Source organism: Streptomyces sp. NPDC041940 (assembly GCF_055589465.1).
This window is the reverse complement of sequence record NZ_JBVJBP010000033.1, coordinates 12,086-38,154: the sequence shown is the minus strand read 5'-3', so window position 1 is coordinate 38,154 and position 26,069 is coordinate 12,086. Positions and strand designations below refer to the sequence as shown.

General features: G+C 70.2%; 30 protein-coding genes. 14 read left to right on the top strand and 16 right to left on the bottom strand.

Features of this window, described 5'->3' with window-relative positions; translation table 11 throughout:
- Positions 1-42: 42 nt before the first annotated feature.
- On the bottom strand, positions 43-1,275 hold the full coding sequence (locus ACZ6I3_RS37085; protein WP_469420750.1) for an NAD(P)-dependent malic enzyme: 1,233 nt from the start codon (positions 1,273-1,275) through the stop codon (positions 43-45).
- Between the two features lie 594 nt (positions 1,276-1,869).
- On the opposite strand from ACZ6I3_RS37085, the gene ACZ6I3_RS37080 reads away from it, so the two are divergent.
- The 3 genes from ACZ6I3_RS37080 to ACZ6I3_RS37070 are packed head-to-tail and all read left to right on the top strand — an operon-like array spanning position 1,870 to position 4,555.
- Positions 1,870-2,823 (top strand): ABC transporter substrate-binding protein, encoded by a 954-nt coding sequence (locus ACZ6I3_RS37080; protein ID WP_469420749.1) that lies wholly within the window; start codon positions 1,870-1,872, stop codon positions 2,821-2,823.
- A 32-nt stretch (positions 2,824-2,855) separates the two neighbouring features.
- Complete coding sequence (locus ACZ6I3_RS37075) at positions 2,856-3,797, top strand: amino acid ABC transporter permease (RefSeq protein ID WP_469420748.1); 942 nt, start codon at positions 2,856-2,858, stop codon at positions 3,795-3,797.
- Positions 3,794-4,555, top strand: a complete 762-nt coding sequence (locus tag ACZ6I3_RS37070) for an amino acid ABC transporter ATP-binding protein (protein WP_469420747.1) — start codon at positions 3,794-3,796, stop codon at positions 4,553-4,555. Before ACZ6I3_RS37075 ends, ACZ6I3_RS37070 begins: the two co-directional genes overlap by 4 nt.
- Positions 4,556-4,620: 65 nt before the next feature.
- Here the strand turns inward: ACZ6I3_RS37070 and ACZ6I3_RS37065 are convergent, their stop codons facing one another.
- A complete protein-coding gene (locus ACZ6I3_RS37065; RefSeq protein ID WP_469420746.1) occupies positions 4,621-5,391 on the bottom strand; it encodes a methyltransferase in 771 nt (256 codons plus the stop codon).
- Positions 5,392-5,480: 89 nt separating this feature from the next.
- Here ACZ6I3_RS37065 and ACZ6I3_RS37060 point away from each other — a divergent pair, with 89 nt between their 5' ends.
- Positions 5,481-6,128, top strand: a complete 648-nt coding sequence (locus tag ACZ6I3_RS37060) for a CGNR zinc finger domain-containing protein (RefSeq protein ID WP_469420745.1) — start codon at positions 5,481-5,483, stop codon at positions 6,126-6,128.
- On the opposite strand, the gene sodX is transcribed toward ACZ6I3_RS37060, so the two are convergent.
- The gene (sodX, locus tag ACZ6I3_RS37055; RefSeq protein ID WP_469420744.1) at positions 6,014-6,445 is read right to left on the bottom strand and encodes a nickel-type superoxide dismutase maturation protease; all 432 of its coding nucleotides are present in this window, start codon (positions 6,443-6,445) and stop codon (positions 6,014-6,016) included. The genes ACZ6I3_RS37060 and sodX overlap by 115 nt on opposite strands.
- Before the next feature lie 145 nt (positions 6,446-6,590).
- On the opposite strand from sodX, the gene sodN reads away from it, so the two are divergent.
- On the top strand, positions 6,591-6,986 hold the full coding sequence (sodN, locus tag ACZ6I3_RS37050; protein WP_469420743.1) for a superoxide dismutase, Ni: 396 nt from the start codon (positions 6,591-6,593) through the stop codon (positions 6,984-6,986).
- A gap of 84 nt (positions 6,987-7,070) precedes the next feature.
- On the opposite strand, the gene ACZ6I3_RS37045 is transcribed toward sodN, so the two are convergent.
- Positions 7,071-7,307 carry a hypothetical protein gene (locus ACZ6I3_RS37045; RefSeq protein ID WP_469420742.1) on the bottom strand — a complete coding sequence of 79 codons (237 nt, stop codon included), beginning with the start codon at positions 7,305-7,307 and terminating at the stop codon, positions 7,071-7,073.
- A 15-nt stretch (positions 7,308-7,322) separates the two neighbouring features.
- The gene (locus ACZ6I3_RS37040) at positions 7,323-8,477 is read right to left on the bottom strand and encodes an inorganic phosphate transporter (RefSeq protein WP_469420741.1); all 1,155 of its coding nucleotides are present in this window, start codon (positions 8,475-8,477) and stop codon (positions 7,323-7,325) included.
- A 105-nt stretch (positions 8,478-8,582) separates the two neighbouring features.
- Between ACZ6I3_RS37040 and ACZ6I3_RS37035 the strand changes: the two genes are divergently transcribed.
- Complete coding sequence (locus ACZ6I3_RS37035) at positions 8,583-9,317, top strand: VOC family protein (protein ID WP_469420740.1); 735 nt, start codon at positions 8,583-8,585, stop codon at positions 9,315-9,317.
- Here the strand turns inward: ACZ6I3_RS37035 and ACZ6I3_RS37030 are convergent.
- The 5 genes from ACZ6I3_RS37030 to ACZ6I3_RS37010 all read right to left on the bottom strand — a co-directional run bounded on the left by ACZ6I3_RS37030 (position 9,314) and on the right by ACZ6I3_RS37010 (position 12,221).
- Entirely contained in the window at positions 9,314-9,550 is a 237-nt protein-coding gene (locus ACZ6I3_RS37030) for a hypothetical protein (RefSeq protein ID WP_469420739.1), read from the bottom strand. The genes ACZ6I3_RS37035 and ACZ6I3_RS37030 overlap by 4 nt on opposite strands.
- A 10-nt stretch (positions 9,551-9,560) precedes the next feature.
- Positions 9,561-10,781 (bottom strand): RNA polymerase sigma factor, encoded by a 1,221-nt coding sequence (locus ACZ6I3_RS37025; protein ID WP_469420738.1) that lies wholly within the window; start codon positions 10,779-10,781, stop codon positions 9,561-9,563.
- A gap of 34 nt (positions 10,782-10,815) precedes the next feature.
- Positions 10,816-11,229, bottom strand: coding sequence for a YciI family protein (locus ACZ6I3_RS37020; RefSeq protein WP_469420737.1), 414 nt, complete (start codon positions 11,227-11,229; stop codon positions 10,816-10,818).
- Between the two features lie 84 nt (positions 11,230-11,313).
- A complete protein-coding gene (locus tag ACZ6I3_RS37015) occupies positions 11,314-11,610 on the bottom strand; it encodes a hypothetical protein (RefSeq protein WP_469420736.1) in 297 nt (98 codons plus the stop codon).
- A 26-nt stretch (positions 11,611-11,636) separates the two neighbouring features.
- Positions 11,637-12,221: a dihydrofolate reductase family protein gene (locus ACZ6I3_RS37010; protein WP_469420735.1), complete on the bottom strand. Its 585-nt coding sequence runs from the start codon at positions 12,219-12,221 to the stop codon at positions 11,637-11,639.
- Between the two features lie 111 nt (positions 12,222-12,332).
- Here ACZ6I3_RS37010 and ACZ6I3_RS37005 point away from each other — a divergent pair, with 111 nt between their 5' ends.
- The gene (locus ACZ6I3_RS37005) at positions 12,333-13,007 is read left to right on the top strand and encodes a TetR/AcrR family transcriptional regulator (protein WP_469420734.1); all 675 of its coding nucleotides are present in this window, start codon (positions 12,333-12,335) and stop codon (positions 13,005-13,007) included.
- Here ACZ6I3_RS37005 and ACZ6I3_RS37000 read toward each other — a convergent pair.
- The 3 genes from ACZ6I3_RS37000 to ACZ6I3_RS36990 all read right to left on the bottom strand — a co-directional run bounded on the left by ACZ6I3_RS37000 (position 13,004) and on the right by ACZ6I3_RS36990 (position 16,692).
- On the bottom strand, positions 13,004-13,612 hold the full coding sequence (locus tag ACZ6I3_RS37000; RefSeq protein ID WP_469420733.1) for a GNAT family N-acetyltransferase: 609 nt from the start codon (positions 13,610-13,612) through the stop codon (positions 13,004-13,006). The genes ACZ6I3_RS37005 and ACZ6I3_RS37000 overlap by 4 nt on opposite strands.
- Before the next feature lie 392 nt (positions 13,613-14,004).
- Positions 14,005-15,174, bottom strand: coding sequence for a family 2 encapsulin nanocompartment cargo protein polyprenyl transferase (locus ACZ6I3_RS36995; RefSeq protein ID WP_469420732.1), 1,170 nt, complete (start codon positions 15,172-15,174; stop codon positions 14,005-14,007).
- 111 nt (positions 15,175-15,285) lie between these two features.
- A complete protein-coding gene (locus ACZ6I3_RS36990; RefSeq protein ID WP_469420731.1) occupies positions 15,286-16,692 on the bottom strand; it encodes a family 2B encapsulin nanocompartment shell protein in 1,407 nt (468 codons plus the stop codon).
- Between the two features lie 300 nt (positions 16,693-16,992).
- Between ACZ6I3_RS36990 and ACZ6I3_RS36985 the strand changes: the two genes are divergently transcribed.
- Positions 16,993-17,445, top strand: a complete 453-nt coding sequence (locus tag ACZ6I3_RS36985; protein WP_469420730.1) for a DUF6010 family protein — start codon at positions 16,993-16,995, stop codon at positions 17,443-17,445.
- Positions 17,442-18,359, top strand: coding sequence for a 1-aminocyclopropane-1-carboxylate deaminase/D-cysteine desulfhydrase (locus ACZ6I3_RS36980; RefSeq protein ID WP_469420729.1), 918 nt, complete (start codon positions 17,442-17,444; stop codon positions 18,357-18,359). Before ACZ6I3_RS36985 ends, ACZ6I3_RS36980 begins: the two co-directional genes overlap by 4 nt.
- A 114-nt stretch (positions 18,360-18,473) precedes the next feature.
- Here ACZ6I3_RS36980 and ACZ6I3_RS36975 read toward each other — a convergent pair whose 3' ends face one another.
- The gene (locus ACZ6I3_RS36975) at positions 18,474-20,072 is read right to left on the bottom strand and encodes a Na+/H+ antiporter (protein ID WP_469420728.1); all 1,599 of its coding nucleotides are present in this window, start codon (positions 20,070-20,072) and stop codon (positions 18,474-18,476) included.
- 62 nt (positions 20,073-20,134) lie between these two features.
- On the opposite strand from ACZ6I3_RS36975, the gene ACZ6I3_RS36970 reads away from it, so the two are divergent.
- From ACZ6I3_RS36970 to ACZ6I3_RS36960, 3 genes are all read left to right on the top strand, one after another.
- Positions 20,135-20,395: a UBP-type zinc finger domain-containing protein gene (locus ACZ6I3_RS36970; RefSeq protein ID WP_469420727.1), complete on the top strand. Its 261-nt coding sequence runs from the start codon at positions 20,135-20,137 to the stop codon at positions 20,393-20,395.
- A 260-nt stretch (positions 20,396-20,655) separates the two neighbouring features.
- A complete protein-coding gene (locus ACZ6I3_RS36965; protein WP_003992877.1) occupies positions 20,656-21,069 on the top strand; it encodes an ATP-binding protein in 414 nt (137 codons plus the stop codon).
- 17 nt (positions 21,070-21,086) lie between these two features.
- Positions 21,087-22,223 carry an RNA polymerase sigma factor SigF gene (locus tag ACZ6I3_RS36960; protein WP_469420726.1) on the top strand — a complete coding sequence of 379 codons (1,137 nt, stop codon included), beginning with the start codon at positions 21,087-21,089 and terminating at the stop codon, positions 22,221-22,223.
- A gap of 3 nt (positions 22,224-22,226) precedes the next feature.
- Here the strand turns inward: ACZ6I3_RS36960 and ACZ6I3_RS36955 are convergent, their stop codons facing one another.
- Positions 22,227-22,676: a hypothetical protein gene (locus tag ACZ6I3_RS36955; protein ID WP_469420725.1), complete on the bottom strand. Its 450-nt coding sequence runs from the start codon at positions 22,674-22,676 to the stop codon at positions 22,227-22,229.
- Between the two features lie 116 nt (positions 22,677-22,792).
- Between ACZ6I3_RS36955 and ACZ6I3_RS36950 the strand changes: the two genes are divergently transcribed.
- Together ACZ6I3_RS36950 and ACZ6I3_RS36945 are read left to right on the top strand one after the other, a co-directional pair.
- Positions 22,793-23,761, top strand: coding sequence for a diacylglycerol/lipid kinase family protein (locus tag ACZ6I3_RS36950; protein ID WP_469420724.1), 969 nt, complete (start codon positions 22,793-22,795; stop codon positions 23,759-23,761).
- A gap of 322 nt (positions 23,762-24,083) precedes the next feature.
- Positions 24,084-24,341, top strand: coding sequence for a WhiB family transcriptional regulator (locus ACZ6I3_RS36945; protein WP_016639615.1), 258 nt, complete (start codon positions 24,084-24,086; stop codon positions 24,339-24,341).
- 187 nt (positions 24,342-24,528) lie between these two features.
- On the opposite strand, the gene ACZ6I3_RS36940 is transcribed toward ACZ6I3_RS36945, so the two are convergent.
- A complete protein-coding gene (locus ACZ6I3_RS36940; RefSeq protein ID WP_382836010.1) occupies positions 24,529-25,995 on the bottom strand; it encodes a sensor histidine kinase in 1,467 nt (488 codons plus the stop codon).
- Between the last annotated feature and the right edge of the window lie 74 nt (positions 25,996-26,069).

Here is a 26,069-nt window from a genome sequence, read left to right as displayed (position 1 = left end):
ATGGCCCCGTCCACACTCGGACGGGGCCACATCACGGCAGGGTCACCGCCGGGCCACACCCTCAGCCCGCGCGGCCGCGGCCACAGCCGCCGTAACCGCCGGCGCGACCCGCTCGTCGAACGGCGACGGGATGACGTAGTCGGCCGCGAGATCGTCCCCGACCACGGACGCCAGCGCCTCGGCCGCCGCCAGCTTCATCCCCTCGGTGATCCGGGAGGCCCGCACCTGCAGCGCCCCCGCGAAGATCCCCGGGAACGCCAGCACGTTGTTGATCTGGTTGGGGAAGTCCGACCGCCCGGTGGCCACCACGGACGCGTACTTGTGCGCGACCTCCGGGTGGACCTCAGGGTTCGGGTTCGCCATGGCGAACACGAACGCACCCTCGGCCATCGAGGAAACAGCGGCCTCCGGCACCGTCCCGCCGGACACCCCGATGAACACATCGGCCCCGTCCAGCGCGGCCTCCAGCGACCCGCTGATCCCCGCCTTGTTCGTGAACCCGGACAGCTCCCGCTTCACCGCGGTGAGGTCGCCCCGGTCCGCCGACACGACACCCTTGCGGTCGGCCACCGCGACATCCCCGATCCCGGCCTCGACCAGCATCCGCGCGATGGCGACACCGGCCGCCCCCGCCCCGGAGATGACAGCCCGCAGCTCCCCCAACGACCGCTGGCTCAGCCGCGCGGCGTTCCGCAGGGCCGCCAGCGTCACCACCGCCGTACCGTGCTGGTCGTCGTGGAAGACCGGAATGTCCAGCCGCTCCTGCAGCTTCCGCTCGATCTCGAAGCACCGGGGCGCCGAGATGTCCTCCAGATTGACCCCGCCGAACGACGGCGCGAGCCGCACCACGGTCTCGACGATCTCGTCGACGTCCGTGCAGTTCAGCGCGATCGGAACCGCGTCCACGCCCCCGAACTGCTTGAACAGAATCGCCTTGCCCTCCATCACCGGGAGGGAGGCCTCGGGCCCGATGTCACCGAGCCCCAGCACGGCCGTACCGTCCGTCACGACGGCGACGACCGACGACTTCCACGTGTAATCGTGGACGAGGTCCGGCTGCTCCGCGATCGCGCTGCACACCTTCGCGACCCCGGGCGTGTACGCCAGGGACAGGTCGTCCTTGTCACGGACCGGCACCGTGGCCTGCACGGCCATTTTGCCGCCGCGATGCAATGCGAACGCCGGGTCGAAGGGGTCGAGGGGCTCCGCACGGCCCTCGTGACCCGTATCGTCCGTCGTGCTCTCGCTGCGAGGATTGACGATCTCCGCTGCCACTTCGTTTTACCCCTTAAATCTTCATTGGTTTGAGGGTGGCCACTCCTGGTGAGGCGTGGGCGGGCACCGCGTACGGCCATGGTCGTGCTGTGTACGAGTTACGTACGGGCACATACGCGACGGGCGCGCCGCACACGCGCCCTGAGCCCCGGATGAGGGGTGTAAAGACCCTTCTTACCGGACGGACGGCGCCGACGACGAGTCCATAACGCGAAGGTCACATGACGCCGCCCCGACGCTTCGTCCATTTTCGGGACAAGCCCTGGACAAACTGGCGACAACCACTCAAGCATCCGCGAAGTTCGCGGGCCCCATGCTGAAATCCCTGGTTACGCCGAAGATTTTCCGGCCGGAAGCACCGATTCCTATAGAAGGTCCAGCCGTGATGTACCTGGGTGATGCGGTTCGGGGATCGCCCGTTATCCGATTTTGACATGGCTGGCCGCCAGAATCGCGCAGTCCGAATGGCAAGATGCCGTAATCACACGAGGTCGCGACACTCGAAGGTGCGTGCACTCGTCGACCCATGGCGCTGCCGCACCGGCAGTCGCCGGCCCCATCGGCAACTCCACCCATCCGCCGGAGGAACCCACCATGACCGCAAGCTCCACCCGTCGTACGACCGCCGCGCACTCCCGGCTAGCAGCGGTCGGTGCGATCGCGGTCGCAGGCGCGCTGCTGCTCACCGGATGCGGTGACCAGACCAAGGACAACGGCTCGGACAGCGACACGGCGGCTTCGGCCCCGCTCGCCGACAAGCTGCCGAAGTCCATCCGTGACAAGGGCGTCATCAAGGTCGGTTCCGACATCGCGTACGCCCCGGTCGAGTTCAAGGACAACGCGGGCAAGACGGTCGGTATGGACCCGGACGTCGCCGCCGCCATGGGCAAGCAGCTCGGGGTCGACTTCCAGTTCGAGAACGGCACCTTCGACACGCTGATCACGGGTCTGCGCTCCAAGCGGTACGACATCGCCATGTCCGCGATGACCGACACCAAGGACCGCCAGGAGGGCATCGACTCCGACACCGGCAAGAAGGTCGGTGAGGGCGTCGACTTCGTGGACTACTTCACCGCCGGTGTCTCGATCTACACCAAGAAGGGCGATGACCAGGGCATCAAGACCTGGTCCGACCTGTGCGGCAAGAAGATCGTGCTGCAGCGCGGCACGGTCTCCGAGGACCTCGCCAAGGCGGAGTCGAAGAAGTGCCCGGCCGGCAAGAAGATCGCCATCGAGGCCTTCGACAACGACCAGCAGGCCCAGACCCGCCTGCGCGCAGGCGGCGCGGCCGCCGGTTCGTCCGACTTCCCGGTCGCCGCGTACGCGGTGAAGACCTCGGGCGGCGGCAAGGACTTCGAGCTGGTCGGCGAGCAGGTCGAGGCCGCTCCGTACGGCATCGCGGTCGCCAAGAACCAGACGCAGCTCCGTGACGCCCTCAAGGCCGCGCTGGAGGCGATCATCAAGAACGGCGAGTACGAGAAGATCATGAAGAAGTGGGGCGTCACGGACGGCGCCATCACGGAAGCCACGATCAACGGCGGCAAGTGACCGCGCCCCAGCGGCACTGAAAGGCAACACCCGTGACTGTTGACATCGACAAGACGCCGGCCGACACACCCCCGGCCGGACCGGAGGCCATCAAGGCCATCCCGGTCCGGCACTACGGGCGGTACGTCACCGCCGTCGTCGCGCTCGCCCTGCTGGGCGGCATCGTCTACGCGTTCTCCCAGGGCAAGATCAACTGGGATGCGATCCCGGACTACTTCTTCGACGACCGCATCCTGGACGGCGTCGGCAAGACGCTCCTGCTGACCGTCCTGTCCATGGCGATCGGCATCGTCGGCGGCGTCCTGCTGGCCGTGATGCGCCTGTCGAAGAACCCGGTGACCTCGTCGATCGCGTGGTTCTACATCTGGTTCTTCCGCGGCACCCCGGTCCTGGTGCAGCTGATCGTCTGGTTCAACCTGGGCCTGGTCTTCGAGTACATCAACCTCGGGCCGTTCTACAAGGACGAGTGGTCGGACTTCATGACCCCGTTCCTGACGGCGCTGCTGGGCCTCGGCCTCAACGAGGCGGCGTACATGGCGGAGATCTGCCGTGCCGGTCTGCTCTCGGTCGACGAGGGCCAGACCGAGGCGTCGCACGCGCTGGGCATGAGCCACACCAAGACGCTGCGCCGGATCGTCATCCCGCAGGCGATGCGCGTGATCGTGCCGCCGACGGGCAACGAGGTCATCAACATGCTGAAGACGACCTCGCTGGTCTCGGTCGTCCAGTATCCCGAGCTGCTCCGCGCCGCCCAGGACATCGGCCAGACCTCCGGTGCCCCCGCCGAGATGCTGTTCCTCGCGGCGGCCTGGTACCTGCTGCTGACCTCGATCTTCAGCATCGGCCAGTACTACCTGGAGCGGTACTACGCGCGTGGTTCGAGCCGATCCCTCCCGGCGACCCCGTTCCAGAAGATCAAGGCGAACCTGCTGTCCCTGTCCAACCGCTCGGCGTCGACGGGAGGCACCGCATGACCGCCATGGTCAAGGCCGAGGGCGTCCACAAGTCCTTCGGCCCCGTAGAAGTCCTCAAGGGCATCGACCTGGAGGTGAAGCAGGGCGAGGTGTTCTGCCTCATCGGCCCCTCCGGCTCCGGCAAGTCGACCTTCCTGAGGTGCATCAACCACCTGGAGAAGATCAACGCCGGCCGCCTGTACGTGGACGGTGAGCTGGTCGGCTACCGCCAGAAGGGCGACAAGCTCTACGAGCTCAAGGACGGCGAGGTCGCGGTCAAGCGCCGGGACATCGGCATGGTCTTCCAGCGCTTCAACCTGTTCCCGCACATGACGGCCGTCGAGAACGTCATGGAGGCACCGGTCCAGGTCAAGGGCGTGAGCAGGAGCCAGGCCCGCACACGCGCCCAGGAGCTCCTGGACCGGGTGGGCCTGGCCGACAAGGCGGGCAGCTACCCCTCGCAGCTCTCAGGCGGCCAGCAGCAGCGCGTCGCCATCGCCCGGGCCCTCGCCATGGACCCGAAGCTGATGCTGTTCGACGAGCCGACCTCGGCGCTCGACCCGGAGCTGGTCGGTGACGTCCTGGACGTCATGCGCGACCTCGCCGAGTCGGGCATGACGATGATCGTCGTCACCCACGAGATGGGCTTCGCCCGCGAGGTGGGCGACAGCCTGGTCTTCATGGACGGCGGTGTGGTGGTCGAATCCGGTCACCCGCGCGAGGTGCTGACGAACCCGCAGCACGAGCGGACGAAGTCGTTCCTGTCCAAGGTGCTCTGACGGTACGCACACCGAGGGGGCGGTACGGAACTCCGTACCGCCCCCTTCGCGTGGTCCGCGCCCGGTTACCTCAGGGCGAGCAGCAGGGTGTCCGAGGGCGAGCACCACACCGGCCTGGCCTCCCCGAATCCCTTCTCGCGCAGCACGCGCGCGTGCCATGCGCCCGAGGGCATGTCGCCGTCGGCGTGTTCGCCGTAGATCTCGTAGCGCCGGGCGGTGGGCCCCGCGAGGACCGGGTCCTGGGCGGCGAGCTGCCACCATTCGGACCAGTCCAGGATGCCGTCCCGCTTGGCCTGATCCATACGGGCGTGCCGCTGTGCCTGCTCGGCGGCGTTGATCCGGGGCGTCGACTCGTCGATCATGTGATCCGCGTTCATGAACACACCGCCGTCGCGGACGAGTCCCGCGACCTGGCCGTAGAGGTCCGCGAGGGGTTCCCGGTGCAGCCAGTGCAGGGCCGTCGCGGTCAGGACGGCGTCGTACGAGTCGTACGGCAGCTTCGCCGGCCAGTCGGGGTCCTTGAGGTCGGCGGTGACGAGGCCGACCCGGTCGTCGCCCGCGAAGGTGCCCTCGGCGATGGCGAGGAGCGCCGGGTCGAGGTCGACGCCGGTGCTGGTGGCCTGGGGGAACCGGGCGAGCAGCCGGGCGGTGATGCTGCCGGTTCCGCAGGCGAGGTCGAGTACGCGCGGGGCGGTGCCCACCAGGGCCTCGACCATGTCGAGCATGATCCCGAACCGCTGTTCGCGGTCGGGCAGGTACCACTCCTGCTGCCGGTCCCAGCTCTCCTGCCAGGCACGCCAGTCGGTGGTGGCCGCAGTGGTGTCGGCGTCCGTCATCGAACCCCTCCCTCGTAATACCCTGGAAGCACCATCAGCTGTTACAAGTGCGCGCTCACGACAATAAAGCCCCTCCGTAAGGACTACAAGTGGAACTGGCCTATTACTCGGACTATGCCGTGCGCCTCGTCAACACCGAGGAACCGGCCCGGGGCAAGGACACGCTGACGTCGGTCGAGGCCGTCCGCGACCTGTTCGGCGCCAGTCAGTCGGCGGCCCGCCGCGCCACCGACTCGGACGTGACGCGGTTCCGCTCGATCCGGGCCCGGCTGCGCGCGGTCTTCGAGGCGGCCGACACGGGCGACGAGACCCTGGCCGTCGACCTGCTGAACTCCCTCCTCCTGGAGTTCCCCGTGAGCCCGCAGATCTCCGGGCACGACTTCCGCGACGACGACGGCCGCCCCCTGTGGCACATGCACCTGGCGGACCACCCGTCCAACGCCACCGCGGGCTACGCGGCGATCGCGGCGATGGGCCTGGCGTTCCACCTGACCGAGCATGGCGCCGACCGCCTCGGCCTGTGTGAGGCGGCGCCCTGCCGCAATGCCTACCTGGACACCTCCACGAACCGCTCCCGGCGCTACTGCTCCGACCGCTGCGCGACCCGCGCCAACGTGGCGGCCTACCGCGCCCGCAAGCGCCGCGAAGCCGACTTGTCGGAGAAGACGGGCCTGGCGGCCGACAGCGCCCAGCCGAGCAGCGCCCACGGCGAACGCCCGGTCCCGCGCGGCCGGTAGCGGAACCGGACCCGCCCCAGCACCAGGTCGTCCGGCACGACGCCGTAGTCGGTGCTGTCACCACCGGCGTACGCGTTGTCCCCGAGCACCCACCAGCCGCTCTCGCGCCGCTGGGCGACCCGCTTCACGACGAGCAGGTCCTGCTGGAAGGGGTGCCTCAGTACGACGACGTCACCCGGCCTGACCCGCGTCCCGTAGTGCACCAGGAGCCGGTCCCCGTGGTACAGCGTGGGCACCATGGACGGCCCGGTCACCTCGGCGACGCCGAAGGGCGCGGCCGACCTCCCCCGCTCGGACTCCTGCGACAGCTCCGGCATCACCCGGCACCTCCCCGGTTCTTCCTCCACCAGTCTCAGTCTCACCCCGGACTTTTGCCCTAAGCCCATGGGGGCACCCGCGAAAACCCGTCCCCCACGGAGTAATGTCCCCTGTGAGAAGACGATCACGAGGAAGGAATGCTCCATGCTTTCCCGCCTGTTTGCCCCCAAGGTCAGGGTCAGTGCGCACTGCGACCTGCCCTGCGGTGTGTACGACCCCGCCCAGGCCCGCATCGAGGCGGAGTCGGTCAAGGCCGTCCAGGACAAGATGGCCGGTAACGACGACCCGCACTTCCAGGCGCGCGCCACCGTCATCAAGGAGCAGCGCGCCGAGCTCGCCAAGCACCACGTGTCCGTGCTCTGGAGCGACTACTTCAAGCCGCCGCACTTCGAGAAGTACCCGGAGCTGCACCAGCTGGTCAACGACGCCCTCAAGGCCCTCTCGGCCGCCAAGGGCTCGACCGACCCGGCGACCGGCCAGAAGGCTCTGGACTACATCGCCCAGATCGACAAGATCTTCTGGGAGACCAAGAAGGCCTGAAGTCCATGGCCACTGCGAAGGGGCCCGGCCGGGACAACCGGTCGGGCCCCTTTGTCGTAGGTGATGGCCGGTCGTAGCCGTCGGTCAGTGGAACTGAGGCACGATCAGGTAGATCCCGTACGCCACCACGGCCGCGCAGGCGAGGAAGCACAGGGTGGCCTGGGTGAGGCCGAGGGCGGAGGAGGTGCCGCCCGGCTGTGCGCGGGCGCCCTCCAGGCGGGCGAGGCCGAGGACGCCGAAGGCGAACACCACGACCACGGCGACGGTGGCGCCGACGCTCACCGCGGCGACCTGGCCGAGTGCGGTCCAGTCCAGATGCATGTCGAGTCCCGTCGTTCAGGCTGCCGTGCCGACCTTGGCGGGCGGCTCGGTGCGGATGCTGACCTCGTGCGCGTCGTTGACGTTGTGCGCGTGCACCGGGTTGCGGCGCGAGACGGCCACGATGCCCGCGGCCAGGGCCGCACCGACCAGCGCGACGACCGCGGTGCCGAGGTCGCCGCCGTTCTGGACGACGCTCGCGGCCAGGCCGCCGACCAGCGCGGCGGCGGGCAGGGTGACCATCCAGGCGATCACCATGCGGCCCGCGACGCCCCAGCGGACCTCCGCGAGCCGGCGGCCGAGCCCCGCGCCGAGGATGCTGCCGGAGGCGACCTGGGTGGTGGACAGGGCGAAGCCGAGGTGGGCGGAGGTGAGGATGACGGTGGTGGAGGCGGTCTCGGCTGCGAAGCCCTGCGGCGACTGGATCTCGGTGAGGCCCTTGCCCATCGTGCGGATGATCCGCCAGCCGCCGAGGTAGGTGCCGAGGCCGATGGCGAGGCCCGCGGAGGCGATGACCCACAGGGGCGGGCCGGCGTCGTGGCCGAGCGCGCCGGCCGAGATCAGGGTGAGGGTGATGACGCCCATGGTCTTCTGCGCGTCGTTCGTGCCGTGGGCGAGGGATACCAGCGAGGCGGAGGCGATCTGGCCGATCCGGAAGCCCTTGGTGACGGAGTCCTTGCGGGCGCGGTCGGTGAGCCGGTAGGCGAGGTAGGTGGCGATCAGCGCGGCGACACCGGCCACGAGCGGCGAGGCCACCGCCGGGACGAGCACCTTCTCGACGACCTTGTCGAAGTTGACGCCGTGGCTGCCCGCCCCGACCCACACGGCCCCGATCAGCCCGCCGAACAGGGCATGCGAGGAGCTCGAGGGCAACCCCACGAGCCAGGTCAGCAGGTTCCACAGGATCGCCCCGACCAGCCCCGCGAAGATCATCCCCGGGCTGACGAGGGTGTCGTCCACGATGCCGCCCGAGATGGTCCTGGCCACCTCGGTGGAGAGGAAGGCACCGACGACGTTGAGGACACCGCTGATCAGGACCGCCGTACGGGGAGCCAGCGCGCCGGTGGCGATGGACGTGGCCATCGCGTTCGCCGTGTCGTGGAATCCGTTGGTGAAGTCGAAGGCGAGCGCCGTGACGATGACGACCGCCACGAGGAACGTGATGTGGTCCATTCCTGAATGCAAACAAGGCCAGACCAATACGCGGGGAACGGCGAGGCAAAGGCTGGTCAAGGTTCACGCAGGTGGCCGTGACGGGGTTCCTCTACGATCCCGCCCATGAGGATCCGCTGGACCTACGCGTTCGTCGACCGGCCACACGAGGCCTTCGGCACCGCATGTGACTTCTGGACGGCCGTCACGGACACACGGCTTTCCGAATTCCGTGGGGAGCACTCCGAGTTCGTGACCCTGCTTTCCGACGGCGCCGACGCATGTGTGAAGTCCCAGGCGGTGCGGTCGGGGGAAGGCGGGGCGCATCTCGACTTCTGTGTGGACGACGTGGCGGAGTTCGCGGACTCGGCGGTGCGGCTCGGGGCGGGCGTGGTGGCGGACCTCGGGTCGCTCGTCGTGCTGCGTTCGCCCGGCGGGCAGTTGTTCTGCGGGGATCCGTGGCGCGGCCAGGCGTCGCGCCCGGGTGTGGTGCGGGGCAGCCGGCTCGACCAGGTGTGCGTGGACGTCCCGCCGTCGTCGTACGAGGCCGAAGTCGCCTTCTGGAGCGGCTTGCTGGACGGCTGGGTGTCGCGCCCCGGCTCGCTCCCGGAGTTTCATGTGGTCGAGCCGCCTCCCGGCCTGCCGGTCCGGCTGCTTCTGCAACGCCTCGGCGAGGAACGCCCGGCCGCCGCCCACCTCGACCTCGCGTGCACGGACGTCGCCGCGACCCGGGCGTGGCACGAGGGCCTCGGGGCCGTACGCGTGGCCGACCGCTCCGGCTGGACGGTGATGCGCGACCCGGCGGGCGGCACGTACTGCCTGACGGCCCGGGACCCGGAGACGAGCGGGCCGCGCGGCTAGTCGGCCTCCGTGTACGCGTACGCGCACAGGGCCGCATCGACGCCCTCGGGTGTCGGGCAGGGCGGCGGGCTCGGTGTCTCGTCGGGCTTCGTCTCCGTCCAGACATACGGCCCCTGAGGCTCCGTCGAGTCCTGCATCCACAAGGTCAGCCCACCCGCGACGACCACGACCAGCGCCCACACGATGACCGCCCGGCGCCACACCCCGCGACGCCCCTCCCCCGTCATGCCCATGCCTTACACGCTAGTCCCTCAAGCGCGCCGCCCGCGCCTGGAGATAGCGCTGCTCGGGCAGGCTGAGGGTCTGGGCGGCCGCCGACTCGTAGGCGGCCCGGGCGGCTTCGGGCTCGTCCGCGCGTTCGAGGAGGTGAGCGCGTACGGCGTCCAGGCGGTGGCCTTTCAACGTGCCCGACAAGGCGTCCAGTTCGGTCAGGCCGGCGCGCGGGCCGTGGACCATGGCGACGGCGACCGCGCGGTTGAGGCGTTCGACCGGCCCGGGGACCAGGCCGACGAGGACGTCGTACAGGCCCAGGATCTCGGCCCAGTCCGTCGCCTCGGGCGAAGGCGCCTCGTCGTGCACGGCGGCGATCGCGGCCCGCAGGGGGTACGGCCCGGGCCTGCCCCGGGACAGGGCCCGGGTCACCAGCGCGACGCCCTCCTCGATCGCGGCCCTGTCCCAGCGGTCGCGGTCCTGCTCGTCGAGGGGGATCAGCTCCCCGCCCGGTCCGCTGCGCGCGTCACGGCGGGCGTCGGTGAGCAGCATCAGCGCGAGCAGCCCGGCCACCTCGCCGTCCTCGGGCAGCAGCCGGTGGACCGTACGGGTCAGCCGTACGGCCTCGCCCGCCAGGTCGGGGCGCTGGAGGGCGGTGCCGGAGGTGGCGGTGTAGCCCTCGTTGAAGATCAGGTAGAGGGTCTGCAGTACGGACGGCAGCCGCTGCTCCCAGCTGTCCGGACGGCCGAAGCGCACGCCCCGCACCTTCTGCTTGGCCCGGCTGATGCGCTGCGCCATCGTCGCCTCGGGGACCAGATACGCGCGGGCGATCTCCGCCGTGGTCAGCCCGCCGACGGCGCGCAGCGTGAGCGCGATCTGGGCGGGCGGTGTGAGGTCCGGATGGCAGCACAGGAAGAGCAGCGAGAGGGTGTCGTCCTCACGGGGAGCGCGCTCCCCCGGCGGCGGGGCGGTGAAGGCGTCGCGGGGCGTGAGCGCCGCCGCCCGCTCCTCGCGCTGCCGCCGGGCCTCCTCGCTGCGCAGGGCGTCGGTCAGCCGCCGCGAGGCCACCTTGATCAGCCAGCCGCGCGGATTGCCGGGCACGCCCGCCGAGGGCCACTGCCCGGCCGCCGCGAGCAGCGCCTCCTGTACGGCGTCCTCGGCCGCGTCGAAGTGCCCGTACCGTCTGACCAGCGCGCCGAGGACCTGCGGCGCGTTCCGGCGCAGCAGGTCCTCGACCTCGGGTGTGCTCCTCACCGGCGGGTCCGTCGGCGTCGTACGGGCCGGCTCGTCAGATGTCCCCGCTGCCGTCCATGATCGGGCGGATCACGACCGGGTAGTCGGGGGCACCGGCCGGCTGGGGGCAGCGGGAGATGCGGTCGGCGATCTCCGTGACCCGCTCCAGGCTCTCGCACTCCAGGACCCAGTAGCCGGCCAGCAGCTCCTTGGTCTCGCTGTACGGGCCGTCGGTGATCACGGCCTTGCCGTCGTCGCCGAGGGTGACATGCCGGGTCTGCGCCGGCTCGGCCAGGCCCTGCCCGTCGACGAACTCACCGGTCTCGGAGAGATCGTCGTTGATGGCTCCCATGTAGGCGAACATCGCCTGCAGCTCTTCCGCGTTCCAGGCGGGCGAGTCCGCTGACGCCTTGCCGCGCATGGCCTCGTAGTCCGTCTGTGTGCCCTGCACCATGACCAGGTACTTCATCAGTCCGCTCCTTCGGCTCTCACCACCCTGCCGGGCGGCTCTCACAGGGGACGTCGGAGCCGGCCCGGGATTCTCGACACGAGCTCAGGAGTTTTCCGTGACGGTTTCTCCGGGGGCCGTTTCGGCCGGGGTCGTCGCAGGTGGGGCGGTGTCATCGCCGGCCGAACGGGGGCCCGCGCCGAACCGGGTTTCCTCGGCAGGCCGCGTGTCCGCGACGGTGGAGGCGCGGTGAGTGGCCTCCGCGTCGTGGGCCCCGCACTCGGGGTTGTGGCAGGGGCCCGCCACCCACAAGGGGACCCACGTGCCCAGCGTCTTGTGGCGCCGGACGACTGTTTCCACTGGCTGCCCGCAGGTCGGACAGACGTGTTCGTCTCTGCCCATGTCCTCAGAGTAGGACGGTCGGGGGCTCAGCGCTTCCTGCTGTACGAGCGCACCAGCACGCCGTTGCCGAACGTACGCACGGACTCCAGGGTGAACTCCGAGATCGCGAACCCGGCCCCGAACATGGGCATGCCCGAGCCGTACACCAGCGGATAGGTCTTGATGACGAGCTCGTCGATCTCGTCGATCAGTTCGCCCGCGATCTTCGAGCCACCGCACAGGTAGATGCCGAACTCGCTGTCCTCGGCCTTCAGTGCGCGGACCTTGCCGACCAGATCGTCCGCGATGATCTCGACGTTCGGGTCCGGCGACACCTTCAGCGTGCCGGAGGCGACGTACTGGCGCAGGTGTGCGTAGGGGCTGGTGATGCCCTCCGCCAGGGCGAGGTCGTAGCTGCCGCGGCCCTGGACGATGGTGTCGAACCGCTGGTTCGGCAGGTCGTCGAGGCCGAGGGCCCGACGGCCGTGGGTCGCCATGGTCTCCGGATACTCCGCCTTCAGGAAGGCGAAGAACTCCTCGTCGACGAAGGGGAACATCGACGCCGCGTCGCCGTCCGGGTCCCCGATGAAGCCGTCGATGGAGCAGGCGATGAAGTACGTGAGCTTTCGCAAGCCGGTCTCTTTTCGTAGGCTGTCATTGCAACGACTTCAGTTGTAGTACTCCTGATGTAGTGGTTGCAAGCATTTTCCGCGAGCCGTCGGAAGTGGGAGAAGGGACTCCGCATGGTCAGCAATCCCGGGCGCCGGGCCGCACTCGTCGACGCCGGTGTCGAGGTGCTCGCACGGGAGGGCGCGCGCGGACTGACGTTCCGTGCGGTGGACGCGGAGGCCGGTGTGCCCGTGGGCACCGCCTCCAACTACTTCACCGGACGCGCCGACCTGCTGCGCCAGATCGACACCCGGCTGCACATACGGCTCGCGCCGGATCCCGCGGTGGTCGCCGAGCTGATGACCCGGCCGAAGGACCGCTCGCTGGTCATGGCCTTCATGCACGACCTCATGGCCCGCGCGACCCGCGACCGCACGGGCTATCTGGCCCTCATGGAGCTACGGCTGGAGGCCACCCGGCGCCCCGAACTGCTCGCCTCCTACACCAAGTCGGTGCGCGGTGACCTGGAGGAGGCGATGGAGTTCCACCGGACGGCGGGGCTGCCCGGTGGCGACGAGTCCGTCGCCGTGCTGTATCTGGCCATGCTCGGGCTGCTCCTTGAGCATCTGACCCTGCCGGGCGTCCTGGAGGGCGTACTGCCCGGGGTGGGCGTGCCGGACGGCCTGGTGGAGCGGATCGTGGCGACGGTGCTGCCGGATGAGGATCAGGGCCGGGAGCAGGACCAGGGTCAGAGCCGGGGCCTGGACCAGGCTCAGGGCCAGGGCCAGGAGCAAGAGGGCGGGTTCTAAGAGCCCGTGCGCGGCTCGCGCCACATCGGCCACATGGCCGGGCCATCCGGGAGGTCGAGTACCGGACCGGCGACCTCGAAGCCGAGGCGCTCGTACAGCTTGCGGCTGCGGGCGTTGCTGGCCTCCAGATAGGCGGACAGCCCCTCGCGGTCACAGCGGTCGAGGACCGACTCGATGAGCGCGGTGCCGAGTCCCTCGCCCTGGCGGCCGGGGGCCACGCCGATCATCCACAGGTACTCGTGGGCCCGCCCCGAGGGGTGGATGGCGGCCGTCAGCCGGCCGATCAGCTCGATGCGCTCGTTGCCGGGATCGACGGCCGCCCGCACCTGGGCCGGACCGTCGTCGTCCTCGGGGTCACCGTCGTGGTCACCGGCCGGTACGGACAACCACAGCGCACAGGCCGAGCCGTCCTCGGTGACGTCGATACGCCCGGCCGCCAGCACGATGTCGGTGAAGGCGGCCATGAGTCCGGGGTGATGTTCACGTCGGTCCTCCGCACCGGGGAAGACCCAGCCGCTCACGGGGTCGTCCTGGAACGCCTCGTCCAGCAGCCTGACGACCGACTCCCGGTCCGCCTCGCCCGCCGTACGGATCGCCACGCCCATGCCCCGCCCCTTCGCTCGTCCCGACGGGCGTTGATCGTAGGAGGGTTGAGAGTCGCCGGGGCAGGCAGGGCGGGAGCTTGGCGGAATTCAGTCGAACATCTGTCCAAACTCCATCGCGCGATGCCTGAAAAGGGGCGGGCCCCGCACACCGTGGGGCAGTGCGGGACCCGCCGACCGGAGTCCGGAAGCCGTGCGGGGTCAGGAGCCGCACGGCCCCGACGCTCCGGGGTCCTGCCTCCGGTCGCCCGAAGGATCACGCTGTGCGGACGGCCGTCGACCACCTCAACCCGTCAGCCCCTGCCGGCGGCCGACCGCTGCCGGCCATCAACTGCCGCCGCCCCTCGACGGCTGGTGATCGTCAACGGCCGGCGAACGTCACCGACTGCCGAACCTCAACTGCTGCGCCGTGTCACGAACTCGGCGAGGGCCAGCAGACCGCCCGCCGCCTCCGGATCCGGCACCGCGCGCGCCAGTTGCTGTATCGCCCGCGCCATCCGGTCGGCCGCCTGGCCCTGCGCCCAGTCACGGCCGCCCGCACGCTCCACGGTCAGGGCGATGTGGTCCAGGTCCTCCTTCTCACAGGGTCGTGCGTACAGTGCGGCGAGCTCGGCGGCCGCCGGCGTGCCCGAGGTGAAGGCCGCGACGACCGGCAGGGACTTCTTGCGGGCGGCCAGGTCCGCGCCGACGGGCTTGCCGGTGCGGTGCGGGTCGCCCCATATGCCGATGACGTCGTCGATGAGCTGGAAGGCGAGCCCGGCCTCCCGGCCGAACGCGTCCAGCGCCGCCACGTCCTCGTCCCCGGCGCCCGCGTACAGGCCCCCGATCGCGCAGGCGCTCCCCAGCAGTGCACCCGTCTTGGCCTCCGCCATGGCGAGCACCTCCTCGAGGGTGACTTCGCCGGGGTCGCACCGCTCCAGGGCCGTGTCCGCGTGCTGGCCCGCGCACAGTTCGACCACGCAGTCCGCGAGCCGGGCCGCGGCGGCCCGGGCCGCCGGATGCGGATCCGTCGCGAGCAGCCGCAGGGCCAGTGCCTGCAGCGCGTCCCCGCCGAGGATCGCGTCGGCGTCCCCGAACACGGTCCACGCGGTGGGCCGGTGTCTGCGGGTGGCGTCCCGGTCCATCACGTCGTCGTGCAGCAAGGTGAAGTTGTGGACCAGCTCCACCGCCGCGGCCGCCCGGACCGCCCCCACCCTTGCCTCGGAACCCCCGAGGGCGGCCGCCGCGGCGAGGACGAGCGCGGGACGGATCGCCTTGCCCGAGCCGCCCTCCGCCGGGGTGCCGTCCGCCTGTTCCCAGCCGAAGTGGTAGAGCGCGATCCGGCGTATCGGCCCGGGCAGCGAGTCGAGCGCGGCCCGCAGCACCGGGTCGACCTCCGCCCGGGCCCGGTCCAGGAGCATGATCGCCTCGTGCCCCTCGGCCGGTGCGGGCCGGCCCTCCCGCTGCGTCCCGATGGACCCCCGCCTTTCCGGCACCCCGGCCGCACGCCGGGGCAGGGCGCCTCGCTGCTCACCAGGGGCGGGCAGCGGCGTCTCCGTCCTGGACTCCGTAAGGGACTCACCCATGGGACCGCCTCGGAGTATGAGCGGACGGTGGCGCTTCCGCTGCCGCTGGGCGCGTACCCCGAGGATGTACCCGCCCGGGCGGGCGGGGACACGGCCGACGTACCGGGAGCGTCACCGCCAGCGGCCGATCTCGACGTTCTCGAGCACTCCGAGCGCGTCCGGTACCAGGACCGCGGCCGAGTAGTAGGCCGTGACCAGGTACTTGATGATGGCCTGTTCGTTGATGCCCATGAAGCGCACCGACAGGCTCGGCTCGATCTCGTCCGGGATGCCGGAGGCCCGCAGGCCGATGACGCCCTGGTCGGCCTCGCCGGTACGCATCGCGATGATCGACGTCGTACGGGCCTCGGTCACCGGAATCTTGTTGCACGGGTAGATCGGCACACCGCGCCAGGTGGGGATGCGGTTGCCGCCGACGTCGATGGTCTCGGGCACCAGCCCGCGCTTGTTGAGCTCACGCCCGAACGCGGCGATCGCCCGCGGGTGGGCGAGGAGCAGTTTGGTCCCGCGACGCCTGCTGAGCAGCTCGTCCATGTCGTCCGGGCCGGGCACACCGTCGTGCGGCTGGATGCGCTGCTCGTACTCGCAGTTGTGCAGGAGCCCGAAGTCGCGGTTGTTGACGAGCTCGTGCTCCTGGCGCTCCTTCAGCGCCTCGACCGTCAGCCGGATCTGCTGCTCGGTCTGGTTCATGGGCTGGTTGTAGAGGTCGGCCACGCGCGTGTGCATGCGCAGCACGGTCTGGGCGACGCTCAGCTCGTACTCACGTGGGCTGGCCTCGTAGTCGACGAAGGTGTGCGGGATGTCCGGCTCGCCGGAGTGCCCGGAGGAGAGGTCGATCTCCTTCTCGCCGTACTTGTTGGAGCGCTGCTCGGGAATCGCGCGGCTCTGCCGCAGGTGTTCGCGCAGCGAGTCCGAGCGCTCCGCGATCTGCGCGAACTCCTGGCGGGGGAGCACCAGCACGGTGCACGCGGTGAGCGCGCGGGCCGTGTACTCCCAGATCGCGTCTTCGTCCAGCAGGGCGTCGTCGCCGAAGTAGGCGCCGTCGGCGAGGACTCCGAGGGACTCGTCGTCCCCGTACGGCCCCGTGCCGACCTTCTCCACCCTGCCGTGCGCCAGCAGGTACACCTCGTCGGACTGGCTGCCGAACGAGGCGATCACCTCGCCCGCGCGGATCTCCCGCTGCTCGCAGCGGCGGGAGATCTCGGAGAGCACCTCCTGGTCCTCGTACGACCGCAGCGCCGGCAGTTCACCCAGCTCCGCGGGGATGATCTCGACGCGGTCGCCGGTCTTCACGAACGTCATCCGGCCGTCGCCCACGGCGAACGTCAGCCGCCGGTTCACCCGGTACGTACCACCCTGGATGTCCACCCAGGGCAGCGTCCGCAGCAGCCAGCGGGAGCTGATCTCCTGCATCTGCGGCACGGACTTGGTCGTGGTGGCCAGGTTCCGCGCGGCCGCCGTGCCGAGACTCTGCTGCGGCTTGGTGCCTTCCGCGCGGACCTCTTCGCCTACCGACATAGAGAACTGCCCTCCCGGTTGTGCCCAACGCCCATATGCCTCGGGCATCGATGTCCAGGGGCAAGCCTTCCTCACTCAGCGTCGCGGTGCTATTACCCGAAAGAGCGGGAATGGATCTTCGCATCACTGGGCAGAGGAGCCCGATTCGGCGTTCGAAGGTGCCGTGGCCGGCCGGTGGTCGGCCACGGACCGGGTGGCGACAATCCGTGGAAACCTGTCGCTCACGCCACTGGGGAGCGGGCAGGACCGGATCTAGCGTGATGAGCCGTTCCCTCCCCGGATCCAGAAACGGCCCCATCGATGCAGTACATCGCGCCGATCGGCATCGGCATCCTCTACGCCCTGTTGATGTCCCTGGTCCGCGAACCGTACCGGCGGCGCCTGAACGCGGTGACGGTCGCCGGTGCCGGTGCCGCGTATCTGGGCGGCGGCGGCATGGGCGGCTGGGAGTTCCCCTTCACCGCGCTGGTCACCTACGTCGCCTTCCGCGGTCTGGAGTCGTGGACGTGGATCGGCGTCGGCTGGCTGCTGCACACGGCGTGGGACATCGTCCACCACGTCAAGGGCAACCCGATCATCCCGTTCCTCCACACCTCGTCCCTGGGCTGCGCGATCTGCGACCCGGTGATCGCGCTCTGGTGCCTGCGGGGCGGACCGTCACTCATCGAGTTCGTACGGAACCGGCGGAGGGCCCGAAGCCGGACCGGGCCGAAGGCCGGCCCGCACCCGCCCCGGGCGACAATGACGAGGTGACCAGCCCCGACGCCCCCGACGGGCACCGCCTCGCGAGCCTGCGCCCCCGGCTGCCCTCGCCGGTGCGGGAAGTCGTCGACGGCCGGTTCGAGCGTCGAGGCGTCCGGCTGCTGCTGAAGCGGGACGACCTGATCCACCCGGAGCTGGTCGGCAACAAGTGGCGCAAGCTGGCGCCGAACCTCGCGGCGGCGGCCGGCCGTCCCGTCGTCACCTTCGGCGGCGCCTACTCCAACCACCTGCGCGCCACGGCCGCGGCCGGCCGGCTGCTCGGCATCCCTACCGTCGGTGTCGTACGGGGCGACGAGCTGGCCGGCCGCCCCCTCAACCCCTCCCTCGCCCGGTGTGCGGCCGACGGCATGCGGCTGCACTTCAGCGACAGGGCGACCTACCGCCGCAAGTCGGAGCCGCAGTCCCTGGCCGGGATTCTCCGCGCGGCTGACGCCGAGGAGGCGTACGTCGTCCCCGAGGGCGGCAGCAACGCCGTGGCCGTACGCGGCTGCCGGGCACTCGGCGCCGAGCTGTACGACCAGGCCGATGTCGTGGCCGTGGCCTGCGGCACCGGCGGCACACTGGCGGGACTGGCCGCCGGGCTCGCTCCCGGGCAGCGCGCCCTGGGGGTGCCGGTCCTTAGGGGCGGCTTCCTGGCCGCCGAGACCGAGGCCTTGCAGCGGCAGGCCTTCGGTGGCCCGCGCGGCTCCTGGAGCCTCGACGACCGCTTCCACTTCGGCGGCTACGCGCGCGTGCCCGACGAGCTCGACGCCTTCGCGGCGGACTTCGAACGCCGTCATGGCCTGCCCGTCGAACGTCTGTATGTGGCCAAGCTGCTGTACGGCCTCGTCGCCCTGGCCTACGAAGGCGCCTTCCCGCGCGGGACGACGGTGGCGGCCGTCGTCACCGGCCGCCCCTTCCCGTGACGCCCGGCAGGGGCGCCTGACACCCGACAGCGTCTCCTGGCCGCCCGGCAGAGTCTCCCTGACGCCCGGCAACGTCTCCTGACCGGCCGACAGCGCCTCAGCGCCGTCTCGCCGCTACGCCGCCTCCCGGAAGGCCGCCGCCTCCTCCAGGTCCAGCCTGCGCAGCAGGGTCCGCAGCATCTCGTCGTCGATGTACCGGGCGTCCCGGAGCCTGACGAACACCTCGCGCTCGGCGCTGATCATCTCCCGCGACAGCCGCCGGTAGGTGTCGTCGACGGACTCCCCGGTGACCGGGTTGGCCTGCCCGAGCCGCTCCCAGACGGCGTTGCGGCGGCGCTCCAGGACGATGCGCAGCCGGTCGGCGAGCGGGGCGGGCAGGGCGTTGCGCTCGTCGGTGAGGAGTTCGTCCAGGCGGCGCTCGGCGGCCCGGGAGGCCTGCGCCTGGGCGTTCGCCTCGGCGAGCGTCTCGGCCTGGGTGTCCCGCCCGGGGACCTTCAGCAGTCGGATCAGCGGGGGCAGGGTCAGGCCCTGCACGACCAGGGTGCCGATGACCGTCGTAAAGGTCAGGAAGAGGATCAGATTGCGATGCGGGAAGGGCTCCTCGCTGTCGTGCATGGTCAGCGGGATCGAGAAGGCGATGGCCAGCGAGACCACGCCCCGCATACCGGCCCACGCGATGATGAACGGCCCCTTCCAGGTCGGATTGTCCTCCCGCTCCCTGATCCGCGCCGAGAGCAGCCGGGGCAGGAAGGTCGCCGGATACACCCAGACGAACCGGGCCGCGACGACCACGAGGAAGACGGCGAGCGCGTACCAGGCGGCTTCGGCGCCCTCGTACTGTCCGAGGCCCCTCAGGACGACCGGCAGCTGCAGTCCGATCAGCGCGAACACGGCCGACTCCAGGACGAAGGCCACCATCTTCCACACCGCCTCCTCCTGGAGACGGGTGGCGAAGTCGACCTCCCACGCGCGGTGTCCCAGGTAGAGGGCGACGACCACGACGGCGAGGACACCGGAGGCGTGCAGCTGCTCGGCGACGGCGTAGGCGACGAACGGGATCAGCAGGGAGAGCGTGTTCTGCAGCAGCGCCTCCTTGACGTGCGTGCGCAGCCAGTGGATCGGCGCCATCAGCACCAGCCCGACCACGACACCGCCGATCGCCGCGAGCAGGAACTCGCCGATGCCCCCGGCCCAGGTCGCGCCCTCGCCGACGGCGGCCGCGAGGGCCACCCGGTAGGCGGTGATCGCGGTGGCGTCGTTCAGCAGGGACTCGCCCTGGAGGATCGTGGTGATCCGGGACGGCAGCCCGACCCGGCGCGCCACCGCCGTCGCCGCCACGGCGTCCGGGGGCGCCACCACCGCGCCGAAGACCAGGGCCGCGGTCAGCGGCAGGTCGGGCACGATCAGGTACAGGGCCCAGCCGACGACGAAGGTCGCGAACAGCACGTACCCGACGGACAGCATCGCGACCGGCCTGAGCTGGGCCCGCAGGTCGAGGTAGGAGCTGTCGGTGGCGGCCGTGTGCAGCAGCGGGGGCAGGATGAGCGGCAGGACGATGTGCGGGTCGAGCGTGTAGTCGGGCACCCCGGGGACGTAGCTGACCGCCAGCCCGATCGCCACCAGCAGCAGCGGCGCCGGCACCGGGGTGCGCCGCGCGGCCGCGGCGATCGCGGCACTGCCCGCCACCAGCAACAGCAGTGGCATCACGTCCATCGTTCTCGCCCGCCCTCTTTTTTCCGCGCGGTCTTCCGCTCGGCCGTCGTAACCTGGCAATCATGAAACAGTGCACGCACTCCGACGCGCTGCCGCACCCCGAACCCGGCCCGCTCAGCGAGACGTGTCCGGAGTGCCTGGCGGAGGGCATGGATCCGGTACAACTTCGGCTGTGCCTCAGCTGCGGTCACGTCGGCTGCTGCGACTCCTCGCCGGGGCGACACGCGGCGGGGCACCACAAGGAGTCCGGCCATCCCGTGATGCGGACGCACGAGCCCGGGGAGACCTGGCGCTGGTGCTTCGTCGACCATGTCCTGGTGTGACTCCGCAAGACCCCGGCGGCGGACGGTTCGACCGTCTGACGTCTGGGTACGTCAACCCGGCGCGCGCTCTTCCCATTTGGGCCCGCCCAACCCCTAGACACGGAGCGTATCCACAGGTTTACTGTGAGTGACGACATGGGGTTGGGGTCCCGGGGACAGGACCGTCGAGAGCGCGATAGCGTCACCGCTGAACCACGTATCGCGTTACCCCGGGGGGCGACCCTCGGCCCTGAAACGCTTGTACCACCATGGAGGTGAGGGTGTCCCAGATCGCAGGCGAGCCCGCGACCCAGGACTTCGTGGAAGTCCGGCTGCCGGCCGCGGGTGCCTACCTGTCGGTGCTGCGTACGGCCACGGCCGGTCTCGCGGCCCGTTTGGACTTCACCCTCGACGAGATCGAGGACCTGCGCATCGCGGTGGACGAGGCCTGCGCGATCCTGCTTCAGCAGGCCGTGCCCGGCTCGGTGCTCAGCTGTGTGTTCCGCCTCGTCGACGACTCACTCGAGGTCACTGTCTCGGCTCCGACCACGGACGGCCATGCCCCCTCGCGGGACACGTTCGCGTGGACCGTCCTGTCCGCCCTCGCGGGCAAGGTCTCCTCCGCCGTGGACAAGGACAAAACCGTTTCGATCAGCCTCTACAAACAGCGCGGCGCGGGACCCGGGCCGGCGTGAGGAGCGAGGACGGGCCGGTGCGGGACGAAGAGCGCAGCACACGAGAGCTGCCGGCCGAAGGCACGGGCACGAGCGGTCCGAGCGGGGCCCGGCGCATGGCGGACGGCATCGACGGCATCCCCGAGCAGGCCCGCCCGCACCCTGAGGACGACTCCGCGGGGGCCGTCCTCCCGGGCGGCGGGCGGCTGGACCAGGGCGGTGCCGTGCGGAGCGCGCCTCCGGGCGGGGGGATCACCGCATCCCCTGTCCCAGGGGGTCCTCCCACTCACGCGAAGCCGAGAGTGGCGGAGGAGGCGAGGGCTCGGGGAAGGGCGACGGGCGGGACGATGAGCGAGCACGAGCGAGACTCCGAGCATCAGGCACCGAGCGCGCACCACGCACAGCGTGCGCACCACGGCTCCCCGGACCGCAGCGGGGCACGCGAGATGTTCCTCAAACTGCGCACCCTGGGGGACAGCACCCCGGAGTACGCGGAACTGCGCAACCAGCTGGTCCGCATGCACCTGCCGCTCGTCGAGCATCTCGCGCGCCGCTTCCGCAACCGCGGTGAGCCGCTGGACGACCTCACCCAGGTCGCCACCATCGGACTGATCAAGTCGGTCGACCGCTTCGACCCGGATCGCGGCGTGGAATTCTCCACGTACGCCACCCCGACGGTCGTCGGCGAGATCAAGCGGCACTTCCGCGACAAGGGCTGGGCGGTGCGCGTCCCGCGCCGGCTGCAGGAGCTGCGCCTGGCGCTGACCACGGCCACGGCCGAGCTCTCGCAGTTGCACGGCCGCTCCCCCACGGTCCACGAGCTCGCCGAGAAGCTGGCGATCTCGGAGGAGGAGGTCCTGGAGGGCCTGGAGTCCGCCAACGCGTACTCCACGCTGTCCCTGGACGTCCCCGACACCGACGACGAGTCCCCGGCGGTCGCGGACACCCTCGGCGCGGAGGACGAGGCGCTGGAGGGCGTGGAGTACCGGGAGTCCCTCAAGCCGCTGCTGGAGGACCTCCCGCCGCGGGAGAAGCGGATCCTGCTGCTGCGCTTCTTCGGCAACATGACCCAGTCACAGATCGCGCAGGAGGTCGGCATCTCACAGATGCACGTCTCGCGGCTGCTGGCGCGCACGCTCGCACAGCTGCGGGAGAAGCTCCTCGTCGAGGAGTGACGGCTACTTCTCCACGTTTCCGGGATTGCCGGGCCCGCGGATCCCGAGGGCCCGGGTCGTCTCGGGGTTCACGAGCAGGACGAGCGCCGTGACGGCCACGACCGCGAGGGCGATCCCGGCCGGAATGGCCATGCTGTCGGCCTGCAGCAGGTTGTAGGCCACCGGCAGCGCCATGAGCTGGGTGATGACGGCAGGACCGCGGCTCCAGCTGCGGCGGCCAAGCAGCCCGCGGGCGGCGAGCAGCGGCAGCAACGCGAGCAGGACCAGTGTGATGCCCCCGGTCACGGCCTGCTGCCGGTCGTCCGGATGCCCCGTGAGGCCGAGGACAAGGATCCAGAGGCCGCCGACGACCAGGGCGAGCCCCTCCAGCGCGGCCAGCAGCGCGGCGTACGTCAGACGCCGGGGGCGAGGGCCGGTGATTTCCTCGGTGGTGGGGGTCTGCTCACTGCTCACCCCTGAAGGGTAGCCCTCGTCGTACGCGCCCCCGGTGGCGAGGTTCACCCCTGGTCTCTTACCTGATCCCTACCTCGGTATGGGCCCGGTACCCCCCAGTAGGTACGCTGCCAGTCATGCGTGCACTTCTCGTGGTCAATCCGGCGGCAACCACCACCAGTGCGCGCACACGCGACGTACTGATCCACGCGCTCGCCAGCGAGATGAAGCTGGAGGCGGTCACCACCGAGTACCGCGGCCACGCGCGCGACCTGGGCCGGCAGGCGGCGGACAGCGAGGACATAGACCTGGTGGTCGCCCTCGGCGGCGACGGCACGGTCAACGAAGTGGTCAACGGCCTTCTGCACGCCGGCCCCGCCCCGGGGCACCTCCCCGGCCTCGCCGTGGTCCCGGGCGGCTCCACCAATGTCTTCGCCCGTGCTCTCGGTCTGCCCAATGACGCCGTGGAGGCGACCGGCGCGCTGCTGGACGCCCTGCGCGACGGCAGCGAACGCACCGTCGGCCTGGGCCTGGCCTCGGGTACGCCCGGCACGGAGGACGAGACGGTGCCGGCCCGATGGTTCACCTTCAACGCCGGGCTCGGCTTCGACGCCGGTGTGGTCGGCCGGGTGGAACAGCACCGCGAGCGCGGCCGGAAATCCACACACGCCCTTTACGTACGCCAGGTCGTGCGCCAGCTCCTCGGTGAGACCAACCGCCGGCACGGCATGATCACGCTGGAGCGGGCCGGCGAGGACCCGATCACCGATCTCGTGCTGTCCATAGTCTCGAACACCTCGCCATGGACGTTTCTGGGGAATCGCCCGATCTACGCGGCGCCTAAGGCCTCGTTCGATACCGGCCTCGATCTCTTCGGTCTCAGCCGTCTGTCCACCGCTGCTGTTGCCCGGTATGGGACCCAGTTGCTCACTTCGTCCCCCGAGCGCGGACCCCATGGCAAACACGCCACTTCCCTGCACGATTTGACCGAGTTCACCTTGCATTCCAAGGTGCCGCTCCCCCTCCAGATGGACGGTGACCACCTGGGCCTGCGAACGAGCGTGACGTTCACAGGCGTACGCCGTGCACTGCGTGTGATTGTGTGAGCAGAACTGGCTAAAGTCCTTTCACTCGAACGTTTAGGCCAGGATCCACCCCATGGAAGTACGGCTGTGACCTAGTCGACACCGAAGAATCAAAAAAAACTTTCCAGAAGGGGTTGTATCCGCCGCTGAGGTTTGCGAGTCTCTACGTGGCGATCGGGACGGCCCGCAAGACCGGCCTCCACTGATCACCAGAATCCCTCTTCAACTCACAGGACCCACGCCAGGGAACCTGGCTGTCGGCCCTTCACTTGTTGAGGGATTCGTGAAAGCGTTCACATTCACAAGCAAGCCCTGCACGTAATACCAAGGAGAGGTAGCAGCCATGGACTGGCGTCACAACGCCGTTTGCCGCGAGGAAGACCCCGAGCTCTTCTTCCCCATCGGCAACACCGGTCCTGCGCTGCTGCAGATCGAGGAAGCCAAGGCCGTCTGCCGTCGCTGCCCGGTGATGGAGCAGTGTCTGCAGTGGGCGCTCGAGTCCGGCCAGGACTCCGGCGTCTGGGGTGGTCTCAGCGAGGACGAGCGCCGTGCCATGAAGCGCCGCGCCGCCCGCAACCGGGCTCGTCAGGCCTCCGCCTGACAACCCACCCCTGCTGACAGCCTGAGCTTGGCGGCGCGTACAGCGAGTACGCATCTCCCGCCCCCGAGCCGCAGCGCGCAGTTCCCCCGATGCGCTTAGCAAAGCAGCAACGAGCATTGAGCCCCGGGCCACCAAGTGGCCCGGGGCTCAATGCTGTTCAGGGCGCCTTCTCCGGAGGACCGGTTTCCTACTTCTGGGACGGCACCGGGATGTCGAGGATCACGCGGGTGCCGCGCTCCGGTGCCGGGACCATGTCGAAGGTGCCGCCCAACTCGCCCTCCACCAGGGTCCGTACGATCTGCAGGCCCAGGTTGCCCGCGGTGTGCGGATCGAAGCCCTCCGGCAGGCCGACGCCATCGTCCTGGACGGTGACCAGCAGTCGGGCCTCCTTGGTGGTGCCGCCACGAACCGCCGACACCTCGACCGTGCCGGTGTCGCCCTCACGGAAGCCGTGCTCCAGGGCGTTCTGCAGAACCTCGGTCAGCACCATCGACAACGGCGTGGCGACCTCGGCGTCGAGAATGCCGAAGCGGCCGGTGCGCCGGCCCGTGACCTTGCCCGGGGAGATTTCCGCGACCATGGCCAGGACACGGTCGGCGATGTCGTCGAACTCGACGCGCTCGTCCAGGTTCTGAGAGAGTGTCTCGTGCACGATCGCAATCGAGCCGACGCGTCGCACCGCTTCTTCGAGGGCCTCGCGACCGCGGTCGGACTCGATGCGCCGGGCCTGGAGACGGAGCAGGGCCGCCACCGTCTGGAGGTTGTTCTTGACCCGGTGGTGGATCTCCCGGATCGTCGCGTCCTTGGTGATCAACTCGCGTTCGCGGCGACGGAGTTCGGTGACGTCACGGAGCAGGACCAGCGAGCCGATGCGGGTGCCCTTGGGGCTGAGGGGGATCGCGCGGAACTGGATGACCCCGTCAGTGGCCTCGATCTCGAACTCGCGGGGCGCCCAGCCGCTGGCGACCTTGGCGAGGGCCTCGTCCACCGGGCCCCGGGTCGGGGCGAGTTCGGCGGTGGTCCGGCCCAGGTGCTGGCCGACGAGGTCGGAGGCGAGGCCGAGGCGGTGGTAGGCGGAGAGGGCGTTCGGTGAGGCGTACTGGACGATGGCGTCGGCGTCGAGCCGGATCAGACCGTCGCCCACGCGGGGCAGGGCGTCCATGTCGAGCTGCTGGTTCGCGAACGGGAAGGAGCCGGCCGCGATCATCTGCGCGAGGTCGGAGGCGCTCTGCAGGTAGGTGAGCTCCAGACGGCTCGGCGTGCGCACGGTGAGGAGGTTGGTGTTGCGCGCGATGACGCCGAGGACGCGTCCCTCCCGCCGCACGGGGATCGACTCGACCCGGACGGGGACCTCTTCGCGCCACTCGGGGTCGCCCTCGCGCACGATGCGGCCCTCGTCGAGCGCGGCATCCAGCATGGGGCGGCGGCCTCGCGGGACGAGGTGGCCCACCATGTCGTCCTGGTACGAGGTCGGGCCGGTGTTGGGCCGCATCTGGGCGACCGAGACGTACCGGGTTCCGTCGCTGGTGGGGACCCACAGGACCAGGTCGGCGAAGGAGAGGTCGGAGAGCAACTGCCACTCCGAGACCAGCAGGTGCAGCCACTCGAGATCGGTGTCGTCGAGGGCGGTGTGCTGGCGTACGAGTTCGTTCATGGAGGGCACGTGTGCGAGCGTACCCGGGGGTTTGTACGGCTCTGAAATGTTCGGATCCGGTACGGGCCCGGAAA

What these genes read in the sequence shown, in the direction of transcription:
- ACZ6I3_RS37080 (WP_469420749.1), top strand. Translation starts at nt 1,870, where the DNA reads ATGACCGCAAGCTCCACCCGTCGTACGACCGCCGCGCACTCCCGGCTA.
- ACZ6I3_RS36975 (WP_469420728.1), bottom strand. Translation starts at nt 20,072, where the DNA reads ATGGACGTGATGCCACTGCTGTTGCTGGTGGCGGGCAGTGCCGCGATC.
- ACZ6I3_RS37045 (WP_469420742.1), bottom strand. Translation starts at nt 7,307, where the DNA reads ATGCATCTGGACTGGACCGCACTCGGCCAGGTCGCCGCGGTGAGCGTC.
- ACZ6I3_RS37020 (WP_469420737.1), bottom strand. Translation starts at nt 11,229, where the DNA reads ATGAAGTACCTGGTCATGGTGCAGGGCACACAGACGGACTACGAGGCC.
- ACZ6I3_RS37000 (WP_469420733.1), bottom strand. Translation starts at nt 13,612, where the DNA reads ATGGGCGTGGCGATCCGTACGGCGGGCGAGGCGGACCGGGAGTCGGTC.
- ACZ6I3_RS36990 (WP_469420731.1), bottom strand. Translation starts at nt 16,692, where the DNA reads ATGTCGGTAGGCGAAGAGGTCCGCGCGGAAGGCACCAAGCCGCAGCAG.
- ACZ6I3_RS37015 (WP_469420736.1), bottom strand. Translation starts at nt 11,610, where the DNA reads ATGGGCAGAGACGAACACGTCTGTCCGACCTGCGGGCAGCCAGTGGAA.
- ACZ6I3_RS37005 (WP_469420734.1), top strand. Translation starts at nt 12,333, where the DNA reads ATGGTCAGCAATCCCGGGCGCCGGGCCGCACTCGTCGACGCCGGTGTC.
- ACZ6I3_RS36985 (WP_469420730.1), top strand. Translation starts at nt 16,993, where the DNA reads ATGCAGTACATCGCGCCGATCGGCATCGGCATCCTCTACGCCCTGTTG.
- ACZ6I3_RS37030 (WP_469420739.1), bottom strand. Translation starts at nt 9,550, where the DNA reads ATGGGCATGACGGGGGAGGGGCGTCGCGGGGTGTGGCGCCGGGCGGTC.
- ACZ6I3_RS37035 (WP_469420740.1), top strand. Translation starts at nt 8,583, where the DNA reads ATGAGGATCCGCTGGACCTACGCGTTCGTCGACCGGCCACACGAGGCC.
- ACZ6I3_RS36940 (WP_382836010.1), bottom strand. Translation starts at nt 25,995, where the DNA reads ATGAACGAACTCGTACGCCAGCACACCGCCCTCGACGACACCGATCTC.
- ACZ6I3_RS36945 (WP_016639615.1), top strand. Translation starts at nt 24,084, where the DNA reads ATGGACTGGCGTCACAACGCCGTTTGCCGCGAGGAAGACCCCGAGCTC.
- ACZ6I3_RS36950 (WP_469420724.1), top strand. Translation starts at nt 22,793, where the DNA reads ATGCGTGCACTTCTCGTGGTCAATCCGGCGGCAACCACCACCAGTGCG.
- ACZ6I3_RS37040 (WP_469420741.1), bottom strand. Translation starts at nt 8,477, where the DNA reads ATGGACCACATCACGTTCCTCGTGGCGGTCGTCATCGTCACGGCGCTC.
- ACZ6I3_RS36970 (WP_469420727.1), top strand. Translation starts at nt 20,135, where the DNA reads ATGAAACAGTGCACGCACTCCGACGCGCTGCCGCACCCCGAACCCGGC.
- sodX (WP_469420744.1), bottom strand. Translation starts at nt 6,445, where the DNA reads ATGCCGGAGCTGTCGCAGGAGTCCGAGCGGGGGAGGTCGGCCGCGCCC.
- ACZ6I3_RS37065 (WP_469420746.1), bottom strand. Translation starts at nt 5,391, where the DNA reads ATGACGGACGCCGACACCACTGCGGCCACCACCGACTGGCGTGCCTGG.
- ACZ6I3_RS37070 (WP_469420747.1), top strand. Translation starts at nt 3,794, where the DNA reads ATGACCGCCATGGTCAAGGCCGAGGGCGTCCACAAGTCCTTCGGCCCC.
- ACZ6I3_RS36995 (WP_469420732.1), bottom strand. Translation starts at nt 15,174, where the DNA reads ATGGGTGAGTCCCTTACGGAGTCCAGGACGGAGACGCCGCTGCCCGCC.
- sodN (WP_469420743.1), top strand. Translation starts at nt 6,591, where the DNA reads ATGCTTTCCCGCCTGTTTGCCCCCAAGGTCAGGGTCAGTGCGCACTGC.